General features: G+C 38.9%; 16 protein-coding genes and 1 tRNA gene. 14 read left to right on the top strand and 3 right to left on the bottom strand.

Annotation, left to right across the window (positions count from 1 at the left end; translation table 11 throughout):
• Positions 1-2: 2 nt before the first annotated feature.
• The 10 genes from nhaC to ribB all read left to right on the top strand — a co-directional run bounded on the left by nhaC (position 3) and on the right by ribB (position 9,949).
• Positions 3-1,499: a Na+/H+ antiporter NhaC gene (gene nhaC, locus BUA16_RS07330; protein ID WP_072764102.1), complete on the top strand. Its 1,497-nt coding sequence runs from the start codon at positions 3-5 to the stop codon at positions 1,497-1,499.
• 269 nt (positions 1,500-1,768) lie between these two features.
• Entirely contained in the window at positions 1,769-2,413 is a 645-nt protein-coding gene (locus BUA16_RS07325) for a peroxiredoxin (RefSeq protein WP_072764101.1), read from the top strand.
• Positions 2,414-2,498: 85 nt separating this feature from the next.
• Positions 2,499-2,813 carry a thioredoxin family protein gene (locus BUA16_RS07320; RefSeq protein ID WP_072764100.1) on the top strand — a complete coding sequence of 105 codons (315 nt, stop codon included), beginning with the start codon at positions 2,499-2,501 and terminating at the stop codon, positions 2,811-2,813.
• Entirely contained in the window at positions 2,794-3,051 is a 258-nt protein-coding gene (locus BUA16_RS07315; protein WP_072764099.1) for a DUF6952 family protein, read from the top strand. The genes BUA16_RS07320 and BUA16_RS07315 overlap by 20 nt, the downstream gene beginning before the upstream one ends.
• 127 nt (positions 3,052-3,178) lie before the next feature.
• Positions 3,179-3,685 carry a thiol peroxidase gene (tpx, locus tag BUA16_RS07310; protein WP_072764098.1) on the top strand — a complete coding sequence of 169 codons (507 nt, stop codon included), beginning with the start codon at positions 3,179-3,181 and terminating at the stop codon, positions 3,683-3,685.
• On the top strand, positions 3,678-4,043 hold the full coding sequence (locus BUA16_RS07305; protein WP_072764097.1) for a diacylglycerol kinase family protein: 366 nt from the start codon (positions 3,678-3,680) through the stop codon (positions 4,041-4,043). The genes tpx and BUA16_RS07305 overlap by 8 nt, the downstream gene beginning before the upstream one ends.
• A gap of 209 nt (positions 4,044-4,252) precedes the next feature.
• A complete protein-coding gene (locus tag BUA16_RS07300) occupies positions 4,253-6,667 on the top strand; it encodes a DNA translocase FtsK (protein ID WP_072764096.1) in 2,415 nt (804 codons plus the stop codon).
• A 1-nt stretch (position 6,668) separates the two neighbouring features.
• Complete coding sequence (locus BUA16_RS07295; RefSeq protein ID WP_072764196.1) at positions 6,669-7,310, top strand: outer membrane lipoprotein periplasmic chaperone LolA1; 642 nt, start codon at positions 6,669-6,671, stop codon at positions 7,308-7,310.
• Positions 7,311-7,382: 72 nt separating this feature from the next.
• Positions 7,383-8,810, top strand: a complete 1,428-nt coding sequence (locus BUA16_RS07290) for an LptF/LptG family permease (RefSeq protein ID WP_245795530.1) — start codon at positions 7,383-7,385, stop codon at positions 8,808-8,810.
• Positions 8,807-9,949 carry a 3,4-dihydroxy-2-butanone-4-phosphate synthase gene (gene ribB, locus BUA16_RS07285; protein WP_072764095.1) on the top strand — a complete coding sequence of 381 codons (1,143 nt, stop codon included), beginning with the start codon at positions 8,807-8,809 and terminating at the stop codon, positions 9,947-9,949. The genes BUA16_RS07290 and ribB overlap by 4 nt, the downstream gene beginning before the upstream one ends.
• Before the next feature lie 80 nt (positions 9,950-10,029).
• On the opposite strand, the gene BUA16_RS07280 is transcribed toward ribB, so the two are convergent.
• Together BUA16_RS07280 and BUA16_RS07275 are read right to left on the bottom strand one after the other, a co-directional pair.
• Positions 10,030-11,259, bottom strand: coding sequence for a DegT/DnrJ/EryC1/StrS family aminotransferase (locus BUA16_RS07280; RefSeq protein ID WP_072764094.1), 1,230 nt, complete (start codon positions 11,257-11,259; stop codon positions 10,030-10,032).
• A gap of 49 nt (positions 11,260-11,308) precedes the next feature.
• Positions 11,309-11,944: an NAD(P)H-dependent oxidoreductase gene (locus BUA16_RS07275; protein ID WP_072764093.1), complete on the bottom strand. Its 636-nt coding sequence runs from the start codon at positions 11,942-11,944 to the stop codon at positions 11,309-11,311.
• Positions 11,945-12,471: 527 nt separating this feature from the next.
• Between BUA16_RS07275 and BUA16_RS07270 the strand changes: the two genes are divergently transcribed.
• The 3 genes from BUA16_RS07270 to BUA16_RS07260 are packed head-to-tail and all read left to right on the top strand — an operon-like array spanning position 12,472 to position 14,973.
• Positions 12,472-13,110, top strand: a complete 639-nt coding sequence (locus BUA16_RS07270; RefSeq protein ID WP_072764092.1) for a class I SAM-dependent methyltransferase — start codon at positions 12,472-12,474, stop codon at positions 13,108-13,110.
• On the top strand, positions 13,107-13,520 hold the full coding sequence (locus BUA16_RS07265) for an archease (protein ID WP_072764091.1): 414 nt from the start codon (positions 13,107-13,109) through the stop codon (positions 13,518-13,520). The genes BUA16_RS07270 and BUA16_RS07265 overlap by 4 nt, the downstream gene beginning before the upstream one ends.
• Before the next feature lie 4 nt (positions 13,521-13,524).
• Positions 13,525-14,973: an RtcB family protein gene (locus tag BUA16_RS07260; protein WP_072764194.1), complete on the top strand. Its 1,449-nt coding sequence runs from the start codon at positions 13,525-13,527 to the stop codon at positions 14,971-14,973.
• Positions 14,974-15,207: 234 nt separating this feature from the next.
• Here the strand turns inward: BUA16_RS07260 and BUA16_RS07255 are convergent, their stop codons facing one another.
• The gene (locus BUA16_RS07255) at positions 15,208-15,453 is read right to left on the bottom strand and encodes a hypothetical protein (RefSeq protein ID WP_072764090.1); all 246 of its coding nucleotides are present in this window, start codon (positions 15,451-15,453) and stop codon (positions 15,208-15,210) included.
• 299 nt (positions 15,454-15,752) lie between these two features.
• On the opposite strand from BUA16_RS07255, the gene BUA16_RS07250 reads away from it, so the two are divergent.
• Positions 15,753-15,837, top strand: a tRNA-Ser gene (locus BUA16_RS07250).
• Positions 15,838-15,846 lie beyond the last annotated feature (9 nt).

Genomic DNA, 15,846 nt, shown 5'->3' with positions numbered 1-15,846 from the left:
ACATGCAGAATCAAGATCTTAATTCCTTAGAGCCGCAAACTGAAAACATAGTAGAGAATAAAGAATTAAGTATCTGGGAAGCTTTAATACCGGTGATAGCACTGGTAGCCATGTTAGCATATAACGTGTTTATTTTTGGGGACGATGCTTTAAGCGGCTCCAATCAGTTTATTCTTCTCTTAGGAGGAGCTGTGGCTGCTATTGTAGGGGTTTTCAATAAAGTCTCCTACACCAAAATGATGTCTGAGGTTGCCGAAAACGTAAAATCGACCACTGGGGCACTGCTAATTCTTTTGATGGTAGGTGCCCTATCGGGCACTTGGCTGATTAGCGGTATTATACCAACCATGATTTATTACGGTCTTCAAATTTTAAATCCGACAATTTTCTTAATGGCCTCGGTTATTATCTGCGCCATCATATCTATAGCCACAGGAAGTTCATGGACCACCTCTGCAACAGTAGGTATTGCTTTAATAGGAATTGGGAATGCCTTAGGGATCCCATTAGGAATGACCGCCGGTGCCATCCTTTCTGGTGCTTATTTTGGCGACAAGATGTCGCCTCTTAGCGACACCACTAATTTAGCCGCCGCAATGGCCGGCAGCGATTTGTTTTCCCATATTAAATACATGTCTATTACCACAATCCCTACTATTTTGATCACCTTGACGGTGTTTGTTGTTTTAGGCTTTACCATAGACACTACGGGATCAACCGACACTCAAGCCCTTCTAGGCTCTATTAGCGATACATTTGAAATTAACGGCTGGTTATTTTTAGTTCCTGTTGCTGTTGTGCTATTAATTTTAAAAAAGGCTCCTCCTTTACTAGCTTTATTAATCGGCACTCTTTTAGGCGGCTTGTTTGCTTTAATATTTCAACCAGAAGTTGTTATAGGGATTACTGAGGCAAAAGAATTAACCTTTCGTTCTGGTTATGAAGGAGTCATAAAAGCAATTACACAAAGCACCTCCATTCCTACTGAAAACGCCGTTTTAAGGGATTTGTTTTCGTCTAAAGGAATGGGCGGAATGCTTGGTACCATCTGGCTTATTCTTTGCGCCATGGTCTTTGGCGGCATTATGGACGGTATTGGCGCACTATCTAGAATAAGCGCTGCTTTATTAAGTATGGCCAAATCTACCTTCGGTCTTTTCAGCAGTACTGTCGCTAGTTGTTTAGCTTTAAACATTACGGCTTCTGACCAATATTTAGCGATCGTCGTTCCTGGAAAAATGTTTTCTAAAGCCTATCAAGACAAAGGACTTGCTCCAGAAAACCTAAGTAGAACCTTAGAAGATTCGGGTACCGTGACCTCTGTTCTTATTCCATGGAACACCTGCGGAGCCTATCACAGCGGTGTATTAGGTGTTAGTGTGGCAGATTATTTTTTCTATGCCATATTTAACTGGCTGAGCCCGTTTATGACCTTGCTTTTTGCTGCCTTGAGCATTAAAATAAAAATGTTGGCTACCGCAACAGGGAGTGCTAAATAACACCCCTACATTCCATTAATGGAGAGCCCCTAAATTAATCGGAAGAATAATAAAACCTTCGTCTTAAACCAAGGCAGTCGGTTTTCAATAAAAAGGAACCAAGTTTAAAAAACACTACTAAATACGGCTAATCCCCTGAACAATAGCCTTCATTTTTTACAGCATATAGATTAGCTATAAGACTATAAGTTTTTTAGATCGACATTCTTACTTAACATTGACAATAAGCAGTATTTTTGAATCAGAAATTAATTGATAAAAGAATAAATATGGCTTTAGTAGGAAAAAAATTCCCAAATCTTAGTGTTAATGCTATGAATGATTTAGGAGACACTTTTAAAATTAACGTTTTAGAAGAAGCACAAAAAAACAACAAGAAAGTAATCTTATTTTGGTACCCAAAAGATTTCACTTTTGTTTGCCCAACAGAATTACACGCTTTCCAAGCAGCTTTAAAAGAGTTCGAAAGAAGAAACACTATTGTTATCGGTGCTTCTTGTGATACTGCAGAAGTACATTTTGCATGGCTGAACACTGCAAAGGACAACGGAGGAATCGAAGGTGTTACTTACCCGCTTTTGGCAGACAGCAACAGAAACCTAGCATCTACTTTAGGGATATTAGACATCACCAATGAAGAGTACAATGACGAAACTGGAGTTGTTACTGTAGAAGGAGACAACGTAACATACAGAGCTACTTATTTAATTGATGAGGAAGGCACTGTATTCCATGAAGGGATTAACCACATGCCTTTAGGAAGAAACGTAAACGAATTCCTTCGTTTAATAGACGCTTACGCTCACGTTCAGGAAAAAGGAGAAGTTTGTCCTGCTAACTGGGAAGAAGGAAAAGAGGCTATGACCGCTGACAGAAAAGGGGTTGCTTCTTACCTATCGGCTCACGCAAACTAAACACCCAACAACACAAATGAGGAGTCAATATTTATCACAATAGTTGGCTCCTTTTTTTATATTATAATTTTAAAAACTGAGGAATATGTTATTAGAATTGGAAAACGACAATTTAAGAGAAATTATCAGCCAAAACCCAAAGGTAGTGGTACAATTTTCTGCTACTTGGTGCGGTAACTGCCGAATCATGAAACCAAAGTTCAAAAAAGAGGCTACTCAAAATGAGGGCATCACCTTTGTACTTGCCGATGCGGAAAAGTTCCCTGAATCTAGAAAACTGGCCAATGTAGACAATCTTCCTACTTTTGCCACCTTTACCGATGGGGAATTCAAAAACCAGGTTCAAACGAACAAATATGATGTACTAAAAGACTTGATAAGTGAAATTACCAGTAATTAAACACCTGACTAACTTCATTGAAGAAAACGATGAAGATTTCGTAATAGAAACCATTGAAACCTTAGAAGCCTTAACAGAGGTCCCTTCGTTGAAGGACGAGGAATTAGATGTCATTGGAGAATTGATCTCTAATATGTATGGTGCCATAGAGGTACACAAGTCCATTAAGGAAGGTAGCTCTCAAAAAGACGCATTAAACAGTTTCATGAAACGCGTTGTGGGGTCCATTGATAAATAGCGACTTACATTAAATTTAAAAATAGGCTCATAAAAGATACTTTTTTGATCCTATTTTTTTTGTGGTCAAATTCTAAAAATCACCTATATATTCGTTATTTTCACCCAAAAATTTAAAAATCTTATTTATGGCTATTGTAACATTAAAAGGAAATACTTTAAATACTATAGGCGACTTGCCAGAGATTGGCAATAAGGCTCCAAATTTTGAATTGACAAAAGGAGACCTTTCTGCTGCAACCTTAGAAGACTACAAAGGAAAAAAACTAGTGCTTAACATATTCCCAAGTGTAGATACAGGTACCTGTGCTCAATCCGTTAGACAGTTTAACAAAGTGGTAGCAGAATTACCTAACACTAAGGTATTATGTGTTTCTAAAGACCTTCCGTTTGCACAAGGCCGTTTTTGTGGAGCAGAAGGAATAGAGAACGTAGAAATGTTATCGGATTTTAAAGACGGTAATTTTGGTAAGACTTACGGCGTAGAATTTAAAGATGGACCATTAAAATCTTTACTTTCCAGATCTATAGTTGTTCTAAATGAAGAAGGAGTAATCCTTTATAACGAGCAGGTTGCCGAAACGGTAGACGAGCCAAACTACAAGGCAGCATTGCAAGCGTTAATAGATGCCTAAGGAAAGTTTTATAGTCAACAGAATTAGAAGTGTTGGATTTGCAGCGAAGGGAGCACTACTTTTAATAAAAACCGAACCTAGTATTAAGATTCAAGTTTTTATTACGGTAGTGGTCACTGCCGCTGGTTTTTATTTTAATATTTCCAATATAGAATGGGCGCTTCAAACAATCGCTATCGCGATGGTATTAGGCACTGAAGGAATGAATACGGCCGTAGAAAAACTGGCAGATTTTATTCATCCGGAACACGATCCTAAAATTGGCTTTATTAAGGATGTTTCCGCAGGCGCAGTGATGTTGGTATCTATTGCCGCAAGCATTGTGGGACTTATTATCTATATCCCTAAATTACTATAAAAAAAAACCTATCTTCCTCATCTAACTTAGACATGAACATACAGTAAAGGTTCTTAATCAAATCGTAGGTTGAAACAATGCAATTCTAGGAAAGGAGTAAATTAGAGCGCTTAACCTAATAGAGGGTCAACGAATTTTAGGGCATATCAAAAAAGTTAGAATGAGTTCCTGTGTAAATTTGTAATTTAGCTCCAAGAATATAAGATTTAATGGCAAAGAAAACAAAAAAACCAAGGTCTTCGGGAATCAAAAAAGACTTTACCATACAATTATCCAAGCAAAATAAAATTATTACCGGAAGCTTGTTAATGCTCTTTAGCATTGCTTTGTTTTTCTCTTTTGTATCTTATTATTTCACCTGGCAAGAAGACCAAAGTCTACTTACCGAATTCGCCAATAGAAATGAATTAGCAAAAAACTTATTGAACAAGTTTGGGGCCAGTGTCAGCCATTTCTTTATTTATAAGGGCTTTGGACCAGCTTCTATAATATTCACCTACCTCCTATTTATTAGTGGTTATCATATGTTTTTAAGCAAACCTGCCAATGGTTTGTTACGAAAATGGATTTGGGGCTTGGTACTCATTATATGGTTTTCTATTGCCTTTGGATGTTTTGCTCCCAACCAGCCTTTATTAGGGGGCTTAATAGGCTACGAACTGAATGATTTTATGCAAGATTACACCGGAAAATTAGGTGTGATTCTTTTGCTCTTATTTGGGTTGACCATTATTTTAGTCAGACTCTTTAAGCTTAGTCCAGATGTCGTAGCGGTGTTTTTAAAAGCTAAGATAGCAGCTATTCGCGCAGAGTTAAAATCAAAGGCCTCCCCTACCAACACTGTACCTAAAGATGATTCCAATTCTGAAGAAGACCCTGAACTAGAGCACGCAGATACCGAGGAGAGCACAAATATAATAGACACCTATACCCATAAACAAGACATTCCTCCTATACAACCAAAAAAGGCAGAGGACCAGTTTGAAGTAGCAATTGCCCCCGAGGAAGATCTTGCCGAAGAGGAAAATATTGCTATGGAGGTTGCCAAATTAGCTGAGGAAAAGGAAGAAAAAGACAATATTTCCGAAAAACTTGTGGAGGATTTTGGAGAATTCGATCCTACTTTGGAGTTGGGCAATTACAAGTTCCCCTCTCTGGATTTATTGGACAACCACGGTACTACTGGCGGAATTACCATCAATCAGGAAGAATTAGAGGAAAACAAAAATAAAATTGTAGAGACTTTAAAAAACTACAAAATTGGCATCGCGCAAATAAAAGCCACCATAGGGCCTACCGTTACTCTTTATGAAATTGTTCCGGATGCAGGAGTACGTATTTCCAAGATCAAAAACCTTGAAGACGACATTGCCTTATCCTTGGCGGCTTTAGGGATCCGTATCATAGCCCCCATTCCAGGAAAGGGTACCATTGGTATAGAAGTGCCCAATAAGAACGCTACCATGGTTTCTATGCGTTCGGTCATTGCTTCCAGCAAATTCCAAAAGGCCGAAATGCAATTGCCTATTGCCTTTGGAAAAACAATTAGCAACGAGACTTTTGTTGTAGATTTAGCGAAAATGCCCCATATGTTAATGGCAGGGGCTACCGGACAAGGTAAATCGGTAGGATTGAACGCGGTATTAACCTCCTTACTGTACAAAAAACACCCGGCCGAAGTAAAGTTCGTTCTTATCGACCCGAAAAAGGTAGAACTTACCTTGTTCAATAAAATAGAAAGGCATTTCTTGGCCAAGCTTCCCGATTCGGAAGAAGCCATTATAACAGACAATGCCAAGGTTATCAACACCCTTAATTCGCTTTGTATAGAAATGGATAACCGTTACGAGCTTCTTAAGCTTGCAATGGTTAGAAATATAAAAGAATACAATGCAAAGTTTAAGGCCCGAAAATTAAACCCTAACGACGGGCATGTATTTTTACCTTATATTGTCTTGGTCATAGATGAATTCGCTGATTTAATCATGACTGCCGGAAAAGAAGTAGAAACCCCTATTGCACGACTGGCCCAGTTGGCAAGGGCTGTTGGTATTCATTTAATTATTGCCACCCAAAGACCATCGGTAAATGTTATTACCGGTATTATTAAGGCCAACTTCCCGGCAAGGATAGCCTTTAGGGTTACGTCTAAGATAGACTCTAGGACCATTTTAGATACTCAGGGCGCCGATCAGCTAATTGGCCGTGGAGATATGCTCTTTACACAGGGCAACGATGTGACCAGGATTCAATGTGCCTTTGTAGACACTCCAGAAGTAGATAGGATTACCGATTTTATAGGCTCCCAAAGAGCTTACCCTGATGCTCATTTACTTCCAGAATATGTCGGGAATGACGATTCTGGCACAAGTATTGATTACAATATCTCTGATAGGGACAGTATGTTTCGCGAGGCGGCCGAGGTAATTGTCATTGCACAGCAGGGTTCTGCCTCATTAATACAACGCAAATTAAAATTAGGCTATAATAGGGCCGGAAGAATCGTAGATCAATTAGAAGCAGCTGGTATTGTAGGCCCCTTTGAAGGTAGTAAAGCCAGACAGGTGTTAATACCAGATATGATCGCCTTAGAACAATTTTTTACCAATGAATCAAATAAATAACATGAAAAGAATACTTTTAATAGCATTAACATTAATTCCATTTTTATCCATAGCGCAAAATGCCGAAAAAGCTAAATCGCTGTTAGATGAAGTTTACAACAAAGTTAAAAGCTATGACAATATATATGTAGATTTTAAATACACCTTAAATAACAAAGAGGCCAATATAAACCAAGAAACCAGAGGAGATGTCACCATGCAGGGCGAAAAATACCTGTTTAACTACTTAGGTTCCCAACAATTGTTCGACGGCAAAAAAGTCTACACCATTGTTCCCGAAAACGAAGAAGTTACCATTGAAGCCAAGTCCGAAGACGAAAACACTATTACTCCTTCTAAAATGTTGACTTTCTATAGAGACGGGCATCGTTATTCTTGGGATATTTTACAAAATATACAGGGACGAAAAATTCAGTTTGTTAAATTGGTGCCCATAGATTCCAAATCAGAAATAAAGTCTATTTTATTAGGAGTCGATGTAGAGACCAAACATATTTACAAACTAATAGAAACGGGTAAAAATGGGACTAAAACCACTATTACCGTGAATTCTTTTAAAATAGATCAGCCTTTATCCAAAACCTTATTTACTTTTGATGAAAGCAGATACAAAAATGACGGGTATTATATAATAAGAAATTAGGCTTTGAGAATATTAGATCGATATATATTATCCAGCTTCCTTTACAATTTTTTCAGTTCGTTTTTTATATTGATGTTTATCTTTATATTCCAAACGATCTGGCTCTTTATTGATGATTTTGCAGGCAAAGGCCTAGACATCTTCATTATAGGGAAATTCATGTTTTATTTGATGCCAAATTTAATGGAACGGGTAATTCCCTTGACGGTGCTTTTGTCATCGATCCTCACCTTTGGCTCTTTTGCGGAAAACTATGAATTTGCCGCAATGAAGGCTTCTGGTATTTCCTTGCAGAGATCTATGTTGAGTTTGATTATTTTTGTGACCTTTTTAGGAGGAGTAACCTTTTATTTTGCCAATAACATCATTCCTTTATCCGAACAGAAAATCTACAACCTAAGACGTAATATCGCAAAGGTTAAACCTGCAGCTATTATTTCTGAGGGTGTTTTTAGCGATTTAGAGGGTACCGACATGAATATGAAGGTAGATCGCAAACACGGGGAAAAAGATCGGTTTTTGGAGAATGTCATTATCCATCAAAAATCTAGGACCAACGTCAATACCACGGTTATAAAAGCCGAATCTGGAGAGCTTATCAGTAGCGAGGACTCGGACCTCCTACAATTGGTATTAAAGGATGGCCATTATTACAAGGAAATGGAACCTAAAAGCAATAAGAATAAGAATAAACACCCCTTTACCAAGGCCGATTTTAAGACCTATACCATTAATAAAGATTTGTCCGACCTTAATAATGTGGACATGAACGAGGAACGCGATGTTAGCACCGATAAAATGAAAAACATTTCGCGTTTATCCAAGGATATAGATTCGCTTAAGAAGGACAATATAAAAGTCGTAAATGCTTTCTCAAAAAATATAGTCAATAGAATGGGAGCTTTTATGGTGGTCGAAAAACCCGACTCCATTACAATGGCACGCATTGAAGAGAAAAGAGCCCAAAAGCCCAGGCCTCGCTTTTCCGATCTTGCCCAAATCCCTACCGATAGTATTGTTGCGTTATTTCCAGAATGGCAAACCGCACAGATTATAGGTTCGGCAAAAACAGCTACTTCGAATATCTTAACAACCATAAAGGGAAAGAAAAAAGAACTTCAATTAAAATACAAAATTTATAACCTACACATTTTGTCCTTGCATAAAAAATATGCTTTAGCCTTATCGTGTATTATTTTGTTTTTTGTTGGAGCTCCTTTGGGTGCTATTATTAGGAAAGGTGGCCTCGGATTGCCTATGGTTATTGCCATCGTTTTATTCCTTACCTATTACTTTATTGGTGTTTTTGCCGGCAACTACGCTAAGGAAGGCAATATTGATCCTGTTCTAGGAGCATGGCTTTCTACCTGTATTATGTTACCTTTGGGAATATTCTTAACAAGAAGAGCTACCGCCGATAAAGGATTAATTTCCATAGGGAGCATTATAGATTATATTAAGAAATTAATTACAAAGAAAAGAAAAATATCTACGACATGACAACGAAGATTGATAAGCCTGTTGCGCTGAATACCATAGAAGAAGCGATTGAGGATATTAGACAGGGCAAGGTAATTATTGTGGTAGATGACGAGAACAGGGAGAATGAAGGCGATTTTTTAGCTGCAGCAGAAATGGTTACTCCAGAATTGATCAATTTTATGGCTACCCATGGAAAGGGGCTTATTTGCGCTCCCCTTACGGAAGGGCGCTGCAAGGAGTTAGGCCTTCATATGATGGTTCATAACAATACCGACCCCATGGAGACCGCCTTTACCGTATCGGTTGATTTAAGAGGATATGGGGTGACCACGGGCATATCTGCTTCGGATCGTTCCAAAACCATCTTGGCCTTAACCAATGAAAGCACCAAGCCTCACGATTTGGCAAGACCAGGACATATTTTTCCGCTTGTCGCCAAGGAAGGTGGCGTTTTAAGAAGAACCGGGCATACCGAAGCTGCGATAGATTTTGCCAGATTAGCTGGCTTTCAGCCTGCTGGGGTTATTGTAGAGATTATGAACGATGATGGTACTATGGCCAGGTTGCCGCAATTGATGAAGGTAGCCAAGACCTTCGACCTTAAAATAGTTTCTATAGAATCGTTGGTGGCCTACAGAATGGAACACGATAGCCTTATCCAGAAAAAGGAAGATTTTGATATTGTTACTAGATTTGGTGAATTTAGGTTGCGTGCTTATCAACAGACCACCAATAACCAAATTCATATAGCCTTGACCAAGGGAACGTGGAAAAAAGACGAAAAAGTTCTTACCCGCATCAATTCGACCTTAATTAACAATGATATTTTAGGCACGCTTACGAACAATCCGGACAAAAAATTGGAGGATATGTTCAATGCTATCAATAAAGAAGGCAAGGGCGCCATTGTTTTTATCAACCAAGAAACCGAAACTTTAAATTTACTGGGAAGGTTGGCTGAATTGAAACAATTGCAGAAAAAAGGAATTTTTAAGGCGCCAAAAATAGATATGGACGCCAAAGATTTTGGCGTAGGAGCACAAATTTTACACGATCTAGACATAGCCAAGATCCGCTTATTATCTAATTCTACACAGACCAAACGAGTAGGATTAGTAGGATACGGCTTGGAGATTACAGAATACGTATCTTATTAAGACATAGCCTCATTATTATACACAAAAAAGGATAGCGTTAGGCTATCCTTTTTTGTGATGTATTTTATGAGTACAATAAATTACCCCTTGACTTTAGTTTCCGCTACGCTATGGTCTTTTACTATGGTCTTTATAACAGAAGCCATTTTCCGAGCTCTTTCTTCTACTTCCTCAAGACTCCAATTTAGTTTGATAAGGCAAGAAATATTTCGTCCTACCCAATGATCAGATTTTGAAAAATCGGTCTTATGGTAATCGGGAAGACCTTTTTTTACCTGATCCGAAACTGGCCCCAGACTTTTTAAATCCTTTAAATGTTCCCATTTTTTATAGTAATGCCAATTATTATCGAACCAATAAAAGCAACCATCTACCCCTGTTACCGACAATTTTGTCGCGGCTATTCTGGCCAAGGTCTGTGAAGGAAGGTAAAAGTTCAAAAAAGAATAATTTTCCACTCCACCTTCGGGGACTCTTCTAAAGCTAAGCCCATCGATTTCTTCCAGAACTGTTTTTAGAATGGTATAATTCCTTTTTTGTATTGCTAATATATCGTCCAGCCTACTGATCTGTGCCAACCCAACGGCAGCATGAAGCTCCGAAATTCTGTAGTTATACCCTAAAATCGGGTGCCCCTCCGCTCCCCTGTCCTTTCCTATATGGTCATGTCCATGATCGGAAAAGTGGTCTGCACGCATAGCATAGGTTTCATTATTGGTAATTACAGCTCCCCCTTCTCCACAAGTAATGGTCTTGACATAATCAAACGAAAAGCATCCTAAATCACCATAGCTCCCTAGGAACTTCCCCTGATAAGAACCCCCTATTGCCTGACAAGCATCCTCAAGCAGTATCAGGTGGTGTTTATCACAAAGGGCTTTTAAAGGTGCCATATCGGCCATAGAACCGCACATGTGGACGGGCATAATTACCTTGGTTTTTTCAGTGATTGCCTTTTCTACCGCCGCCGGGTCCAAGGTTAGGGTATCGTCTACATCTACCAAAATAGGAATGGCCCCAACGGACAAGACAGCTTCAAAACTAGCAACAAAAGTAAAAGTAGGAAGTATCACCTCGTCCCCTGCCCCTACCTTAGCAACACTTAAAGCAACCGTTAAGGCAGCAGTTCCGCTACTGACCAATTGGGCATGGTTTACCTGCATCCGTTTCTCCAAGGCCTGCTCTAATTCCTTAGCTTTCCAATGGCCTTGGCGCTTACCATCGAATCCGTAGCGCATCAGCACCCCTGAATCTAGAACATCGTTTACTTGGGCGCGTTCCTTATCTCCAAAAAGTTCAAAACCTGGCATATATATTGTTTTTTTTATTGATAAATGGTGAATTATTAAAATTAGGGGACTATTCAGAAATACGGATAACACTTTCGTCTAATTCCTTACGAACCTTTTTTAAAGTTGCAAACATATCGTCTTGGGCCCTATATCCTATCGGAAGAGCCAATACCGAGGTTAACTCCTTTTCTTTAAGCCCTAAGGCTTTATCGTAGGATACAGGATCAAAACCCTCCATAGGACATGCGTCAATATCTTCAATAGCACAAACAGTCATCAAGGTACCGAGAGCCAAATAAGCTTGGTTAGTAGCCCAACTACGAACCTCGTTAATTTCCTTTTTAGAAAAAGTCTCAATCAAAGCCCCTTTAAAGGGATCTAGAATTTCATCTTTCGTATTTCGCAATTGTTTGACCCTATTGAAATATTTACGGATATACTCCGCTCCAATATGCTTTTCGATACAGATCACAAAAACGTGAGAAGCCTGTGCCACCTGTTGTTGCCCATAAGAATGAGACATTAATTTTTTTTGCAGCTCTTTATTTTGGACTACCAATAGCTTAATTGGTTGCAAACCATAGGAAGTTGCCGTTAAGTTAAAGGCCTGTATAAGCTTATTCAATTTTTCTTCGGACAATAATTTGTCTTCATCAAATTTCTTTACCGCATACCGCCACTCTAATTTTTTTATGACATCCAATGTAAATTCCTTTTTTTAATTAACACATAATTTATATAACCTCTATAAAACAACTTAATTGCTCATAATAGATGTTATCAAGTATCACTACCTAGACCTTATTGCTATTAGAAGTTGATTCTACACCTGCAATAAGTTGGATAGCCAAAGTTAAGTTTATTTCCTTGTTTCATACCCCATTCCTCCCTTAAAAGTACTAAGGTATCTCGCACTAGAAATTGATTCAAGTAGATTTTTCAAAAAGCCCGGATTGATAATCCCAAAGTCTATAAGAAAAAAGAAACAATAAAAGTAAAGTATCTTCAAGTAGACAGATGTACAGCCCTCATGCATACCCTGCTTTCAAAATTATAACCAACTACTCCTATTTCTTTTAAACTTCCAAAACAAACACACTAGGTCTATGTTCTTATTAACAGTGTTTGGAAGAGCTCTTATTTTAATGTTAAAGTTAGCGCTTATTGATAATTGTCATTTCGTATACTACTAACAATAAGGACCTTATGTCAACAATAAAATAAAAAACGATGACACAAGCAGAAATATTTGACCGACATGTTGAAGAATACGAAAAATGGTACGATGACCATTCCCAGGTATATGAATCAGAGCTTCTAGCTATTAGGGAGCAATTATCCAAACTGCCTGAAAATATTAAAGGTATTGAGGTAGGTTTAGGTACCGGTAGATTTTCCGTCCCCTTAGGAATTAAAGAAGGTGTGGAGCCTTCAAGGGCCATGGCACAAAAGGCTATAAAAAGAGGGGTCGAAGTTATGGAAGGAACCGCAGAGCGCCTTAAGTATGGTGACCTTCAATTCGACTTTGTACTTTTTGTCACTATCTGCCATTTAAATGATATAAAAGACGCCCTATCGGAAGCCTATAGGGTATTAAAGCACCAAGGGGTTGTTTTGATCGGATTTTTGGATAAAGAAAGAAGCATAGCGACACAATATATCGAAAAACGGAAACAAAGCACCTTCTACGCAAAGGCTAATTTTTATACTGTAGCCCGCATCCAGACCCTGTTAAAGGAAGCGAGATTCAAAGATCTAGAGTTCACCCAGACACTTTTTGGCGATTTAGAGGATATAGAAAATGTACAAATGCCGAAACCCGGCCATGGAGAAGGTTCTTTTGTAGTGGTGAAAGCGACCAAAAAATGAAAGTAGAATACCTTCCCCATACTGCCGACATACGGATGAGGATTACAGCTGCTCATTTACAAGAACTATTTCATGTGGGAATAATAGGAATGGGGAATATCCTAAAGGAGAATTTTTGCCTTCAGGATTACCCTTTCGATCAGAAGTTAAAAATTGAAATTACGGCATCGGATCCTACTTGCTTGCTTATTGATTTTTTGTCTGAAGTGCTTTCTGTTTCCTGCACCGAAAAAGGGATATTTTGCAAGGTGATTTTTATAGAATTTACCCCTATCAAAACTATTGCCGAAATATATGGGAAGCATGTCTTCGGTTTTGATGAGGAAATAAAAGCAGTAACCTACCACGAGGCCGATATATTTAAAAATAACGACGGGCATTGGGAAACTATGGTCGTTTTTGATATTTAAAAAAATGAAAATTCACAAAACAGACATCAATAAGGTCACCGATTATATATGGGAAATCCCTAAATCTTTCAGGCCGGCTATGCGGGTCCCTGCAAGGGTACTAGCTTCTGAGCCCTTGCTCGATGACATTATGGGAGATAGGTCATTGGTACAGTTAGTTAATGTTGCCTCCTTGCCAGGAATCAAAGGTGCTGCTCTAGTTATGCCAGATGTTCACGAAGGTTATGGTTTCCCTATCGGTGGAGTCGCGGCCACCATATTCCCCGACGGAGCTATATCTCCGGGTGGTATTGGGTATGACATTAATTGCGGGGTTCGCTTGTTGACTTCGAACCTAAAAAGAGATCATATTAAAGATAAAACGGAAGCCCTTTCCAAGGAAATGTACGCACAGATACCTTCGGGCATGGGAAAAGGCGGCCAAATAAGACTTTCTGAGCAAGAAATGGACCAGGTATTACTCAAGGGTGCCGAGTGGGCTATTGAAAAGGGATATGGAAAAAAAGAAGACCTAGCTTATATGGAAAGTAATGGAAGACTTCAAGACGCCGATCCTTCCTTGGTCTCGGCAATGGCCAAAAAAAGAGGCACCGATCAGTTAGGGACTATTGGTTCCGGAAATCATTTTGTTGAAGTAGATTATATCGAGGAAGTATATGATGAAACTATCGCCAAGGCATACGGACTTTGCAAAGACCAAATAGTGGTCATGATACACACAGGATCCCGTGGTTTGGGACACCAAATAGCAACGGACTATACAAAGCAAATTATTACGGCCATGCCTAGGTACGGCATGCAAGTACCTGATCGGGAACTTGCATGTGTTCCTTTCAACTCCATAGAAGGTCAAAATTATTTTAAGGCCATGTGTGCTGCGGCCAACTATGCCTGGTGTAATAGGGAAATCATTTCATGGGAGGCAAGAAAAGCATGGGCAAACATCTTTGGCGCCAAAGTTGAGCCTTTAAAATTAATGTACGATTTAGCCCACAATATTGCCAAAATTGAAACACATTTGGTCCATGGAGAGAAAGCACAACTTATCGTTCATCGCAAAGGGGCAACAAGAGCTTTTGGTCCAGGATTTAAAGAATTGCCTCAAGACTATAAAGCCGTCGGGCAACCCGTTATAATTCCTGGCAGCATGGGCACTTTTTCCTTTGTATTGGCCGGCACTCCAATAAGCGAAGAATTGACTTTTGGTTCTTGTTGCCATGGTGCTGGAAGACGATTATCGCGTACAGCCGCCAAGAAACAAGTAAATGCACCGGTACTACAGGAAAAACTTAAAGAAAAAGGCATTTTTGTAACTGCGGGTTCCTATAAAGGAATTGCCGAAGAAGCACCAATAGCTTACAAAGATGTCAATATGGTAGTCCAGACGATTAGCGACTCAGGTATCGCCAAGAAAGTGGCTAAACTGCGTCCGGTCGCAGTCATAAAAGGGTAGTTCCTTTTTTTATATTATGCAATGACCACTGATGATTAGCTTTAAATAAAATCGTCTTTTGCTTCAGCTTTTACCGAATACATAAAAAACCCATATAAAGTCCACATGGAACACCCGAGTTTATCCTCTGATAATATTGCCAGCGAAAATGCAGCACCCCCATAATAACATCTCTGACCGCTACATCTGTATGATTACCTCCTATCAACAGCGACCCAGCAATAACCTCTAACATTACGACAACCACATAGGCCCCTGTTTCGTTTTTATGAACACAAGAATACCTGCCATAATTTCAATTACACCTACGATCTTCATAAATACAGCTGACTCAAAGGGTAGTATTCCAGCAATATTTTCGGAAATATAGTGACTCCAATCGGTCGGTAAATTAGCAAATTTGTCTAGACCAGTAATTACTGGCACCACACCAAAAGTGTATTTTAATACCGTTTTTACCAATAGAACATCTGCATTCATATTAGTATATTTTATAATTAAACAGATTAGATTCAATAAAGCTAAACACGGTTACAAGAACTAGGGAGATATTATAGCTTTATGCTCTTTTTAGAGGTGAAAATTTTAAACTAAAACCTCCCTTGCCCCTGCGTTTTACTAGGATTTTGCAAAATTAAGCGATAAGACAAAATTTTATTACCTGTAAATCAATACAATATATTTTTTTTCAGAAAAAAGACACAAAAACTCTTTGTGATTCAGAAAAGGTCCCTATATTTGCACCCGCAATCAACAATCATAGTTGATGAGACACTCAAGGAGAAATGGCAGAGTGGTCGAATGCGGCAGTCTTGAAAACTGTTGAGGGTCACACCTCCGGGGGTTCGAATCCCTCTTTCTCCGCAAAAGGAA

The organism is Arenibacter nanhaiticus, assembly GCF_900141935.1.
Taxonomy (GTDB): Bacteria; Bacteroidota; Bacteroidia; order Flavobacteriales; family Flavobacteriaceae; genus Arenibacter; species Arenibacter nanhaiticus.
This window is presented reverse-complemented; position numbering and strand designations above follow the sequence as displayed.